11 protein-coding genes and 1 pseudogene are annotated in these 12,227 nt (G+C 48.9%); 4 read left to right on the forward strand and 8 right to left on the reverse strand.

All coding sequences use genetic code 11. From position 1 onward, the window contains the following. Positions 1-113: 113 nt before the first annotated feature. The 3 genes and pseudogenes from BUB06_RS15135 (at position 114) to BUB06_RS15145 (ending at position 1,761) form a co-directional block, all read left to right on the forward strand. Positions 114-431 (forward strand): hypothetical protein, encoded by a 318-nt coding sequence (locus BUB06_RS15135; RefSeq protein WP_039475329.1) that lies wholly within the window; start codon positions 114-116, stop codon positions 429-431. Between the two features lie 438 nt (positions 432-869). Further along, positions 870-1,160 (forward strand): annotated as a pseudogene (locus BUB06_RS15140) (hypothetical protein); the annotation flags it as partial. 121 nt (positions 1,161-1,281) lie between these two features. After that, a complete protein-coding gene (locus BUB06_RS15145; RefSeq protein ID WP_039475325.1) occupies positions 1,282-1,761 on the forward strand; it encodes a hypothetical protein in 480 nt (159 codons plus the stop codon). Between the two features lie 87 nt (positions 1,762-1,848). Here the strand turns inward: BUB06_RS15145 and dppF are convergent, their stop codons facing one another. The 6 genes from dppF to BUB06_RS15175 form a co-directional block, all read right to left on the reverse strand. Next, on the reverse strand, positions 1,849-2,859 hold the full coding sequence (dppF, locus tag BUB06_RS15150; RefSeq protein ID WP_039475322.1) for a dipeptide ABC transporter ATP-binding subunit DppF: 1,011 nt from the start codon (positions 2,857-2,859) through the stop codon (positions 1,849-1,851). Further along, positions 2,856-3,836, reverse strand: coding sequence for a dipeptide ABC transporter ATP-binding protein (gene dppD / locus BUB06_RS15155; protein ID WP_010281083.1), 981 nt, complete (start codon positions 3,834-3,836; stop codon positions 2,856-2,858). The genes dppF and dppD overlap by 4 nt, the downstream gene beginning before the upstream one ends. Before the next feature lie 13 nt (positions 3,837-3,849). Further along, a complete protein-coding gene (dppC, locus tag BUB06_RS15160) occupies positions 3,850-4,752 on the reverse strand; it encodes a dipeptide ABC transporter permease DppC (RefSeq protein WP_039363567.1) in 903 nt (300 codons plus the stop codon). Between the two features lie 13 nt (positions 4,753-4,765). Continuing rightward, a complete protein-coding gene (dppB, locus tag BUB06_RS15165; RefSeq protein ID WP_039475319.1) occupies positions 4,766-5,785 on the reverse strand; it encodes a dipeptide ABC transporter permease DppB in 1,020 nt (339 codons plus the stop codon). Positions 5,786-6,019: 234 nt separating this feature from the next. Further along, positions 6,020-7,627, reverse strand: coding sequence for a dipeptide ABC transporter periplasmic-binding protein DppA (gene dppA, locus BUB06_RS15170; protein ID WP_039475317.1), 1,608 nt, complete (start codon positions 7,625-7,627; stop codon positions 6,020-6,022). A 758-nt stretch (positions 7,628-8,385) separates the two neighbouring features. Continuing rightward, positions 8,386-8,571, reverse strand: a complete 186-nt coding sequence (locus tag BUB06_RS15175; RefSeq protein WP_039475313.1) for a hypothetical protein — start codon at positions 8,569-8,571, stop codon at positions 8,386-8,388. A 519-nt stretch (positions 8,572-9,090) separates the two neighbouring features. Between BUB06_RS15175 and BUB06_RS15180 the strand changes: the two genes are divergently transcribed. Next, positions 9,091-10,434 carry a 2-hydroxycarboxylate transporter family protein gene (locus BUB06_RS15180; RefSeq protein ID WP_039475310.1) on the forward strand — a complete coding sequence of 448 codons (1,344 nt, stop codon included), beginning with the start codon at positions 9,091-9,093 and terminating at the stop codon, positions 10,432-10,434. Between the two features lie 600 nt (positions 10,435-11,034). Here the strand turns inward: BUB06_RS15180 and BUB06_RS15190 are convergent. After that, positions 11,035-11,301, reverse strand: coding sequence for a hypothetical protein (locus BUB06_RS15190; protein ID WP_039475304.1), 267 nt, complete (start codon positions 11,299-11,301; stop codon positions 11,035-11,037). Then, on the reverse strand, positions 11,285-12,190 hold the full coding sequence (locus tag BUB06_RS15195) for a hypothetical protein (protein ID WP_039475301.1): 906 nt from the start codon (positions 12,188-12,190) through the stop codon (positions 11,285-11,287). Before BUB06_RS15195 ends, BUB06_RS15190 begins: the two co-directional genes overlap by 17 nt. Positions 12,191-12,227 lie beyond the last annotated feature (37 nt).

A 12,227-nucleotide genomic window follows, 5' to 3' on the forward strand; every position in this document is an offset into this window, starting at 1 on the left:
TCCTTCCGGCTATTTTTTTACCTGCTGTTTATTCCGAGCGGTGTCAAAATAGGTGGATATTTAGATGGCAATGGGAATATCAATACTGCATTCCCAATAATGTAGGGACTTAAATGAAATTCTTTATAACCGAGGATGGATATCCTTCTTTAGATATTAGTAATGACTATCATGTGCTAGCTGATTTTTTGAAGGATGATATTCAGAGAAGTTTATATGGTGTTGATGAATATATCCAGGCTTGTGATTCAGTGAGAAATGGAAGCCTTCCCTTATGGGAGGGAACAGGGAACTCTCATACATTGACGATTAAGCCAGTTGGTGTTGAGATCTTCAATGAGTATACAGAAGAAAGTATAAATATATTGAGTATTGAGGAGTTTGAAAACTATCTTAAGAAGTGGAAAGAACTTCTTTTGATTGAGAAATAAGAATAGCCGGAAAAGATCCCAACGATCCTTCCGGCTTTATTTTTTGCTGGTTAGCTGCTACAAATTACTCTCGGTCTCAATCACCAGAGTCCTTCACGCTCAACGGTAATGGTTATCGGCATCTAGGTCATAAACGACCTTCACGGCTGATGGCGGGTTTGTCTTGCCGTTATTCACGTACAGCGCCTCTCCGAAAATTCTGGTGGACGAATTGCATCTTCCCAAACACACGGAGAAGCCATCTCTTGTTTCAATCGTTGTTCTTCATGCTTTAAAATCGGTACCAATAGCCGAAACCGTAATATAACAAGCTAATTTTAAAATAATATTTTAATGATAGGATACCCGCAGGCAGTGATGTTCTTGCTGGCGGTAGCCTGTACGCATTCTAATCTCACGCCTGAAAAATCCTCACTTAGTTAGCTATCTCTGGGGCGGGACATCACCGGGCGCGTGCTGTCCGTCCTGAGCGGTGGTGCAGGGCGTGCGGTCGAAACCGACGAAGCCTATCGCTATACCCGTAACAGCCTGCCGCAGGATACCGCACGACTCACCGAATGGCAGGCGGGCAGGCTGACTCAGCACGACGACACACATTACCAGTACGACAAAGCCGGGCGGCTCATCCGTAAACAGGTGGTTCAGCCGGGCTACCGACCGCAGGTCTGGCACTACCGCTGGGACAACCGTAACCAGCTCAGAGTCGTAGGCACCCCAACGGGCGAACGCTGACTTGTAAGTCTCCCGATAAGCCTAAAAATTCTGATGTACCTAGAGTAAAATTACCTGATGAGGGCGTTCCAAACAAACCCCAAATAGTAAAAAAAGTGCCAAAAGGAAAATGTAAGTCATGATAAATGAATTAAGAAAAAAATGGCTTGAAAATAAACTACCAGGACTAGATTTAGTTATTTTTGAATCTGGAAAAGTACAATACATAGATATCGATTTTATTGAAAACAACGCATTATCACACTCTTTTAATAAAGAATATTTTATCTCATATGGCGAGATTTCGACCTTCAAAGAAATTGCTAATACTCACGATGAAATATGGTCTGAAATTCAGATAAACAATAAATTATCAGTAGATAAAGAAAATATATTTCTGTGTGGGGAAGGAGAAATGGGAAATGAAGGGTTCATTATTAAAACAGATATAAACAACAATATAAAAATGGTCTTTTGTTCAACAACATCTAACCCATTCATAGAAATAATAAAGATACAAGATAACATTTATTTTAAGTCAACTGCGAATTTTCATGTTGTTGTTGATTTGTTCTCTAACGATATCACAATTTGCAATGAGGATATTTTACAGCGATAAATGATATAAAATCATGTTCAGTCAGGTAAAACCCACTTCCCACTCACCCACGCCCTTGAAAAGCAGCGTAGGTGAGTTGAAGGCAAACTAGGCTACAGCTGTACCCTGTTCGTCCTGATCGACAGCGAAGCAGGCGACCTGCTGCTCACCGTAGGTTTTAAGCTGCGGCTGAAACTGGGTGCAGGTGCTGAAGCAGCGCTGACAACGGGCATTGAACGCACAGCCCGGCGGCGGATTCAGTGGGCTAGGCAACTCCCCCGTCAGCTTGATGCGCTCGCGGCGTAAATCTGGGTTCAGGCGCGGCGTCGCGGAAAGTAACGCTTGCGTATACGGGTGACGCGGGTTGTTGAAAATGGCATCTTTACTGCCCTTCTCCACACAGCGGCCCAGATACATCACCATCACTTCATCAGCGATATGTTCGACAACGGACAGATCGTGCGAGATGAAGACGTAAGACAGCCCCAGATCTTGCTGCAAGTCCATCATCAGGTTCAGCACCTGTGCGCGAACCGACACGTCCAGCGCCGAAACCGGTTCATCAGCAATCACCACGTCTGGGTCCAGCATCAACCCACGGGCGATAGCGATACGCTGACGCTGGCCGCCGGAGAACATATGCGGATAGCGATCATAATGTTCCGTTTTCAGCCCCACTTTCGCCATCATCGCCAACGCTTTTTCACGACGCTCAGCTTTTGACAACTCAGTGTTGATCTGGAGCGGCTCTTCCAGGATCTGACCGACTTTCTTACGTGGATTGAGCGATCCATAAGGATTCTGGAAAACGATCTGGATCTTCTGCCGACGCAGTTTCTGTGCCTCAGGATCGTGCTTCAGCAGATCCTGCCCCTGATAGTACAGCTCGCCATCAGACGGGGTTTCAATCATCGTCAGCAGACGGCCTAGCGTGGATTTTCCACAGCCGGACTCTCCGACCACCGCCAGCGTTTTACCGCGTTCCAGCGTAAAGGATACGCCGTCCAGCGCTTTCACCATCCGCTCTGGCGCGAAAAAGCCCTTTTTCACTGGATAGTGTTTCTTCAAATCAATCGCATGCAGCAAATACGGCTGCGATGTTGCGTTCAGTTCACTCATAGGGTTGGTCTCCCCGCATCATCGAGCGGTGTATGACATTTCACCTGACGACCAGGAATATCGCGCAGTGCAGGTTCTTCCTGACGGCAGCGGTCCTGCGCATAGGGGCAGCGCGGGTTTAACAGACAGCCGTTCGGGCGGTCATATTTACCCGGTACCACACCCGGCAACGATGCCAATCGGGATTTATCCGCCGCAAACTCCGGCAGCGCACGCAGCAGCGCCTGGGTATACGGATGACGCGGCGCACTGAAAATATCCGCCGCTTTGCCTGATTCCACCACCTGCCCGGCATACATCACGATGATGTGGTGTGCCGCTTCGGCCACCAGCGCCAAATCGTGCGTAATCAGGATCAGCGCCATGTTCTCGCGCTGCTGCAATTCGAGCAGCAGTTCGATGATCTGCGCCTGAATGGTCACGTCGAGCGCCGTCGTTGGCTCATCGGCAATCAGCAGCTTCGGCCGGCAGGCAATCGCCATCGCGATCATCACGCGCTGGCTCATCCCGCCGGAAAGCTGGTGCGGATACACATCAAGACGCGAACCTGGATCGGGAATCCCAACCAGCGTCAGCAGGTCAATCGCACGCTGACGACGGGTTTTACGGTTACCGCCCTGATGTACCTTGATGGCTTCCATGATCTGGTAGCCCACGGTGTAGCACGGGTTCAGGCTGGTCATCGGGTCCTGGAAAATCATCGCGACTTCAGAACCCACCAGATTACGCCGTTCTTTCTCAGAAATTTTTGTTAAATCACGCTGGTTAAATTCCAGCTTGTCGGCCATCACTTTGCCGGGGTAATCAATCAGCCCCATAATCGCCAGCGAACTGACGGACTTACCGGAGCCGGATTCCCCGACGATACCGACGACCTGACCTTGTTCAACCTGATAGCTGATACGATCGACCGCACGAAACGGCAGATCCTCATCACCAAAGTGAACAGACAGTTTATCTACATTGAGCAACGCCATCTCTCTACCTCTACTACTGCTTGAGTTTGGGGTCGAGAGCGTCACGCAAGCCGTCCCCCATCAGGTTAAACGCCAATACCGTCAGTAAGATTGCCAGACCGGGGAACGTCACCACCCACCAGGCGCTTTGCGCAAACTGCAAAACGTCCGACAGCATGGTGCCCCACTCTGGCGTTGGCGGCTGTGCGCCCATACCGAGGAAACCCAAAGCAGCCATATCAAGAATGGCGTTAGAAAAGCCGAGAGAAGCCTGCACAATCAGCGGTGCCAGACAGTTAGGAAGAATGTTGACGAACATCTGGCGTGCCGAACTCGCTCCCGCCACGCGTGAAGCCGTGACGTAATCGCGGTTGACTTCCACCAACACCGCCGCACGGGTCAAACGGACATAGTGCGGCAATGCCACGAAGGTCAGCGCCAGCGAGGCATTCACAATCGAAGGCCCGAAGACGGCCACCAGCACCAGCGCCAGCAGCAGGCTTGGCAGTGCCAGCATGATATCGACGATACGCATGATGAGCGCATCGACCACACCGCCGAAATATCCGGCCAGCAGGCCGAAGATCACTCCCAGCACCAGCGACAACGCGACGACCAGACAGCCAACCAGCAGCGAGAGACGAGCGCCGTACATCAGACGGGACAGGACATCACGTCCGACGTCGTCCGTCCCCAGAATAAACTGCCAGCTTCCACCTTCTTGCCAGACAGGTGGACGAAGCAGCGCATCGCGGAACTGCTCGGCGGGCGCATGCGGTGCCAATACGTTGGCACCAATGGCGATAATCAGCATCAGCACGACATACACCATGCCAACGACCGCCCCTTTGTTACGTTTAAAATAGTGCCAGAATTCCTGTAGCGGGGTCATCGGCTTAGGTGCGCTATTTACAACAGGTTCAGTGACGTGTGTCATCTTAGCCTTCCCCTTATTTCTTGTGACGGATGCGTGGGTTAACCACACCGTAGAGCACATCGACCAGCAGGTTCACCAGAATGATCATGGTTGCCACCAGCAGTACGCCGCCCTGAACCACCGGATAGTCACGACGCTGTAATGCATCGATCAACCACCGTCCCAGCCCCGGCCAGGAGAAAATGGTTTCCGTCAGGATCGCCCCGGCCAGCATGGTGCCGACCTGCAAACCAATGACTGTTACCACCGGCAGCATCGCATTACGCAACGCGTGCACGACAATCACACGCAGACGGCTCAGTCCTTTAGCGCGAGCGGTACGAATGTAATCCTCACCCAGCACTTCCAGCATGGCAGAACGCGTCATACGCACAATCACCGCCAGTGGAATGGTGCCCAACACGATGGCAGGCAGGATCATGTGTTCAACCGCGTCGATAAAGTCGCCTTCCTCGCCCCAGAATAGAGTGTCGATCAGCATAAAGCCGGTCAGCGGCATGCTGTCATCGAGGAAAATCGTGTCGCTGATACGCCCCGAAACGGGCGTCAGGTTGAGCTGAACGGAGACCAGCATAATCAGCATCATGCCCCACCAGAAGATAGGCATGGAGTAGCCCGTCAGCGCTAGGCCAACAGAGGTATGATCGAAAATGGAACCACGTTTGACCGCAGCCAACACGCCAACGGGAATCCCCACTGCGATAGCAAACATCATCGCGCAGATACCCAGTTCCAGCGTCGCTTTGAAGCGAGGCACGAATTCTTCCCACACGGGGATACGACTCTTGAGGGAGATACCCAGATCGCCCTGCATCACACCGCCAATATAGTGGAGGTATTGCTGCCAAAGCGGCTTATCCAGCCCCATTTCAGCCAGCAATTGCGCATGGCGCTCGGCGGAGATACCTCGTTCCCCCGCCATGATCATCACCGGGTCGCCCGGAATCATGTGCACGAATGCGAAGGTTAATAGGGTGATACCAATAAACGTTGGGATAACTAACCCCAAACGCCGGAGTATGAACTGCAACATATCCCGAACTCTCTATTCATGCCCGTTGGCTCATTGGCCATCAGGCTTATCATTGCTCACAGCATAAAAAATCGTCAGAAACGATTTTAAACGTCGTGTACGACGGCCCACAGAGTGTGTGGGCAGGAAGCCCACCATAAAATTTAACGGGCAAGAAACCCCGCCTCCACGACTCCTCTAACGAGAAACCGCAAGGTCGGGGTTTTTAATGTCCGTGAAAATCTAGTGGCTGACTTAATCCAACGTCACGTTGTTGAAGCTATGCACGCCACGCGGCTGAACCACATAACCTTTCACGTTTTTACGCACTGGCTCGTACACGGTGGAGTGCGCGACAATCAGCGCCGGAGCCTGATCGTGCATCACAACCTGTGCCTGTTTGTACAGCTCAATACGTTTTTCGTGATCGGAAATGGCACGCGCCGGTTGGATCAAATCTTCAAACGGCTTATAGCACCACTTGGAGTAGTTGGAGCCATTTTTGGCCGCGTCACAGCTGAACAGGGTCGCGAAGAAGTTATCTGGATCCCCATTGTCACCAGTCCAGCCCATCAGCACGGTCTGGTGTTCGCCGTCTTTCGCACGCTTCAGATACTCGCCCCACTCGTAGGTGACGATCTTGGCTTTCACGCCAACTTTCGCCCAGTCGGACTGAATCATTTCCGCCATACGACGGGCGTTCGGATTGTACGGACGCTGTACTGGCATTGCCCACAGGTCGATAGCGAAACCGTCAGCCATACCCGCTTCTTTCAGCAGGGCTTTCGCTTTCTCAGGATCGTAGCTGTAGTCTTTAACGTCTTTGTTGTAGCCCCACATGGTCGGCGGGATCAGGTTGGTTGCGGCCTGGCCAGCACCCTGATAGACCGCATCGATGATGGCAGACTTGTTCACCGCATAGTTCAGCGCCTGGCGAATCTTGACGTTATCCAGCGGTTTTTTCTCAACGTTGTAAGACAGGTAGCCGACGTTCAGGCCAGGCTGTTCCATCAACGTGATGTTTTTGTCTTCTTTCATGCGGGCAAGATCGGCCGGGTTTGGATACGGCATGATCTGGCATTCGTCTTTTTGCAGCTTGGCGTAACGTACGGAAGCATCTGGCGTGATGGAGAAGACCAGACGGTCAATGCCCGGCTTGGTGCCCCAGAAGCCTTCAAAGGCTTTGTACAGAATACGGGAATCTTTCTGGTACTGCTGCAGTTGGAACGGGCCTGTACCGATTGGGTTCAGGTCAATCTTCTCTGGCGTACCCGCTTTCAGCATCTTATCCGCGTATTCCGCCGACATGATGGAAGCGAAGTCCATCGCCAGGTTTGCCAGGAACGGCGCTTCAGGGCGGTTCAGCACAAAGCGGACGGTGTAGTCGTCGACTTTTTCGATTTTGCTGACCAGTTCCGGCATACCCATACCTTGATAGTATTCATAGCTGCCGCCAGATACTTTGTGGTACGGATGGTTGGCATCCTGCTGACGCATGAAGGAGAAAATCACGTCATCGGCATTGAATTCACGAGAAGGTTTGAAATCCTTGCTGTCTTGCCATTTCACGCCTTTGCGCAGATGGAAAGTATAGGTTTTGCCGTCTTCGCTAATATCCCATTTTTCAGCCAGACCCGGACCGGTGTCCGTGGTGCCGTCTTTAAATTCAACCAGACGGTTATAGATAGGAATAGAGCTGGCATCAAACGTTGTGCCGGAGGTGAACAGCTGTGGGTTAAAACCTTCCGGGGAGCCTTCTGAGCAGTAAACCAGCGTTTTTGCCTGAACGCCTGCAGCGACGGACATGGCGAGCAAGCCAAGGCCGAACTTCAACACCCTTGATTTAACCAGGGATTTTTCCATTACTTGTGCTCCATTGTGGATGATGTTGTGTGCTATACCCGCCATACTCCAAGCTGCATACGCGTTAATACTGTCGTTAAAAACGCAGTGGTTAACAGCGCTGATATTCCGTCCTGCATCTCGAAATCAATTGGGTATGGTTGGCCAGACCTGTATTTTTACGAACTGTGGTCTGTACCCTGTCGCCCGAAGGCAAAATTAAAATAATGAGGGAGAAGAAAGGTGGTTACTAAACCGATGGCCGCCACGCTGTTGGATATAGTCATAATAACTACAACGTATACCTTGATGCGCCACAACCCGCTCACGGATGCTGGATGAAGACGTAGAATCATTCAGACAAGCCGCTGCTTTCCTCCTTATATCCCTATGACGCCCTCAATTTCTCAACAGATGGCGGTGACGTCAATATAAGCAGTAAGGATTTACAAAATTTCCTTACATTTTCTTAAAAGAGAAAATACAAGTTCATCACCTTACAAAAGGTGGATATTTTGCCTTTTTCGGAAAAAACAGCGATAAAAACCGATAGCTTGCGGACATAAAGAAATTATCACCATTAAAAAAACTATAGTCATCTGGTCTTACATGTCCAAGATTTGAGCACTATTTTTTGTTAAAAACGTTAACAGCAGGTGAAAACTCTGACAGATAATAAGAAATTCTGATATTTGCCACGGCACCATAAGTAGACAAATGACTATCTACGCTACATAAAAAAACTCTGCGCGACATAAAAAACGTGGTTTCCCCCTCCTTTAACGGGCCGAAAAATCGCTTTTCATCGTTCTATCTGTAGGATAGGCGTGACCAGAGGCTTGTTGCTGGATACCTCCGCTAGATAAAGCATAGATAAAAAGGCGGCTGACATGGGGTCGAGAACGCATTTTGTCCTGCGGCAGCGTCGTCAGGGCGACGGCCAGCGAAACAATGATATCGCTCAATAATTACCTGGCTATTTTAGTTAAATAAATATTTTCACTAAAATGAAAACACGCTATTTACTTATTCTCATAAAGTGGTATTTTTCACTCAGTGCATTACCTCTCTTTCTGTTTTAATCCTCCAGACTCCCTCAGTAAATTATTTTAATTACAAAAAAACAATATAAGTTATTTAAAATAGAGTTGCTGATAAGTTCACAAATACGTAATTAACGTATTATTTTTAACATTCCCTCATGCTAGATTACTCTCCAACATGATTCATTGTTAAATAACATCAACCATTCCTTATCTTTTTGTTACTAACTGATAAAAAACAAAAAAAACGAATTTTTCTGCTTTCTGATAATAAACATCTTGCCGTCATTGACATTATCGACGCTCGATAGTCACACAGATATCGGCGAGAAAAAAGCCAATAAAATGCGTCGATAACGATGTACTACCAATATCGCAACGATATAAAACGGCAGGTATGTAATTTCTTTCTGTACCAACTGTCCTAGCAGGGTGAATATAATGAAAAAAATTGAAACTGATATTTTATGTGAGAACGATCTCGCTCTGGAAACACAAGAATCGTTTATCGGGGGCTTTTTTAAAAAGAAAATTGGCTCCGTTCCCGTTGCGCTTTTTATGGCAATTGCCGCCATTGTCGCTATCGCTGCCTACGAAGGATATCTGCCTAAAAATATGATTGGCGGTTTCGCCGTCATCATGACGATGGGTTTTTTACTGGCACACATTGGCAGCAACATTCCCGTGTTCAAAGATATCGGCGGCCCCGCGATTCTGTGCCTGATGGTGCCTTCCGTGATGGTGTATTTTGAGCTGTTCAACGACAACACCATGAAAACCGTCCACCTGCTGATGAAAGAGGCGAACTTCCTGTATTTCGTCATCGCCTGTCTGGTGGTCGGCAGTATTCTGGGTATGAACCGCAAAATCCTGATTCAGGGGATGGTGCGCATGTTCGTCCCGCTGGTTATCGGCACCGCAACCGCGCTGGCAACCGGTTTGCTGGTTGGTAAACTGTGCGGCTACAGCGTTTATCACACTTTCTTCTTCATCATCGTGCCAATTATCGGCGGCGGTATTGGTGAAGGCATCCTGCCGTTATCCTTAGCCTATTCTGCGATTCTGGGACAAACCCCGGATGTGTATGTGGCCCAGTTAGCGCCCGCAGCCGTCGTCGGTAACATCTTCGCGATTCTGTGCGCCGGCGTGTTATCCCGTCTGGGTATGCGCCGCAAGGATCTGAACGGCGAAGGCCGTCTGGTTCGCAGCGATGAAGACAACGCGATGTTTGCCGTAAACGAAGCACCAAAACCGGTCGATTTTCACCTGATGGGTGGCGGGCTGTTGATGATTTGCGCCTTCTTCATCGTCGGTGGCCTGTTTGAGAAACTGGTACACATCCCTGGTCCGGTTCTGATGATTCTGATCGCCGTGTTCTGCAAATATGGACGCGTGATTCCTGCGATTATGGAAACTGGCGCGCACAGCGTTTACAAGTTCGTATCCAGCTCTCTGGTGTGGCCGTTGATGATTGGGCTGGGCATGCTGTATATCCCGCTGGAAAGCGTCGTCGCAGTATTCTCTGTGGGTTATGTCATCGTCTGTGGTTCTGTGGTGCTGTCTATGGCGCTGGTGAGCTTCCTGATTGCGCCTTACCTGAACATGTACCCGATTGAAGCTTCCATCGTGACCACATGCCACAGCGGGCTGGGTGGTACGGGTGATGTGGCTATTCTGTCCGCTTCTAACCGTATGTCTCTGATGCCGTTCGCACAGATCGCTACCCGTATCGGCGGCGCGTCTACCGTCATCGCCGCAACGCTGCTGCTGGGTTGGGTTGCCTAACCCAACCACGGTTCCCCACTAACGAAAATGCCACGGTGATTGCCGTGGCGTTTTTATTTATTCAGCGCTATTTATTTGCCACTCTTTATTCACAGTACTGGCGCAGCGAGTCCTGCTTTTCCGGCAACAGCCATTGTTAACGGTTTGGCTTACCGCAACTACCTAACCTTTTTGAAAATGATCAGAATCAGAGCCACACAGATGGGAAAAGCTATGAACGCAGCTAAATACACCGAATTAGTATGTTCCTGCATAATTTCCAGGCTAGCTCTGTGATATTCAACAGATATAGTTTTTTCTGAAAAATACATAATATCCTTATCAAAGGAAATCGCACCAACTCCCCCTACCAGTAGATAATAAAATAGAGAGACAAGGGCAATACTGACCCATCGAATAAATGACTTGCACTTACTTGTTAACATCATGCATCCCGTCTAATAATCCCCCGACAGTACCACCAGAATAAGGTGAAACCTTATTGCATGCACGACCCTGTTCAGTCCGACCTCTGCACCTATTCCGATCACTGCCGACTTGAATCCAACCCACAAAAACTCCACTGCCAACCGCCATTGGTAACGGCTTGGCTTACCGCAACTATCTAACCTTTTTGAAAATGATCAGAATCAGGATCATACACACAGGAAAACCTATTAAAGCAACCGCAATAACGTTATCTGTGGCCTTGTAAATATTTTCTATAACAGCCTCATGATATTCGATAGTAACCACCTTATCTTGTAGCATGGGGCTCTTGTCATCTAACGGAAAAATAGCAAGAAAGAGCCACAGATAATATGCAAAAGATACTAAGGCTATACCTCCCCAGCGCATAACCGTCTTACATTCACTTGTTAACATCATGCATCCCTTCTAATAATCCACCAACAGTACCACCAGAATAAGGCGATACTTTGCCAACACCAGAAGCTATCTCAGCGACGGCTCGAAAAGCTTTCATTCTTATTGTTGATTCATCAAGAGGGGTAAACCCATCAATATTGGGGTACTGCTTTTTAAACTCCCCCGTCACATCAACAACAAGCATGGATGGCTCAGCATTTTTACGTTCTAAATACCGCTGTAGCGATACCGGCACGGCAAAATCTTCTTCGTAATCAATCCGTATCTGAGTGTGAGTGGTATATCCTCCCTCAAATACTTGTGATCCCGCTATCTTCACGCCTTTTGTTGCATGGGTTGTACAGTTCACGCCTGTAACATCATATTGATCAATTGTGTGGCCATTTCTTTTAGTACTATCCCTCATAGATGGAATTTCTTTTGCCTTTCCTCCTGAGCGCCACAACTTTTCAAAATACATTCTTGCAATCGTAGGGTCCGCATCTGTAATGACGAATGCCTTCGCCTCCATCTTGTACAGCTCTTCTCGGTAATATGTTCTCGCCTCTTCAAACCGCAAAAAGTTTAATATGCCATCACCAACAACCCCGCCAGCACCAGACTGTCTACCGAATCGACCATAAGTGAACACAGAAGCATTATTACCCTCATGCACAGAGACAAAGGCGTGACCTGTACCCTTAATTTCTGTCCAGATAAACACACCGTTCTCTAACGGGTTATTTTCTTTTTTGCACTCTTGGACATGATTAACCCATTCCCCTTTTGAAGGCGTGAGGTAAGTCGGGTCATCTCTGAAGTAATTTGTTGGTTCGGGCTTAATGTTTTCTCGTGGGTTACGCCACAGCCCTAATCCGCGGCCGTACTGCATAAATTTATCGTGTTCCACTAAACCAACTCCATTTGGTTTCATCATCACTGAATGG

Source organism: Pectobacterium carotovorum (genome assembly GCF_900129615.1).
GTDB classification, from domain to species: Bacteria; Pseudomonadota; Gammaproteobacteria; order Enterobacterales; family Enterobacteriaceae; genus Pectobacterium; species Pectobacterium carotovorum.

Bases quoted from the DNA above. Each gene is read 5' to 3' on its own strand.
- dppD (WP_010281083.1), bottom strand. From the start codon at position 3,836: ATGGCGTTGCTCAATGTAGATAAACTGTCTGTTCACTTTGGTGATGAG.
- BUB06_RS15145 (WP_039475325.1), top strand. From the start codon at position 1,282: ATGATAAATGAATTAAGAAAAAAATGGCTTGAAAATAAACTACCAGGA.
- BUB06_RS15190 (WP_039475304.1), bottom strand. From the start codon at position 11,301: ATGATGTTAACAAGTGAATGTAAGACGGTTATGCGCTGGGGAGGTATA.
- dppA (WP_039475317.1), bottom strand. From the start codon at position 7,627: ATGGAAAAATCCCTGGTTAAATCAAGGGTGTTGAAGTTCGGCCTTGGC.
- BUB06_RS15180 (WP_039475310.1), top strand. From the start codon at position 9,091: ATGAAAAAAATTGAAACTGATATTTTATGTGAGAACGATCTCGCTCTG.
- dppF (WP_039475322.1), bottom strand. From the start codon at position 2,859: ATGAGTGAACTGAACGCAACATCGCAGCCGTATTTGCTGCATGCGATT.
- dppC (WP_039363567.1), bottom strand. From the start codon at position 4,752: ATGACACACGTCACTGAACCTGTTGTAAATAGCGCACCTAAGCCGATG.
- BUB06_RS15135 (WP_039475329.1), top strand. From the start codon at position 114: ATGAAATTCTTTATAACCGAGGATGGATATCCTTCTTTAGATATTAGT.
- dppB (WP_039475319.1), bottom strand. From the start codon at position 5,785: ATGTTGCAGTTCATACTCCGGCGTTTGGGGTTAGTTATCCCAACGTTT.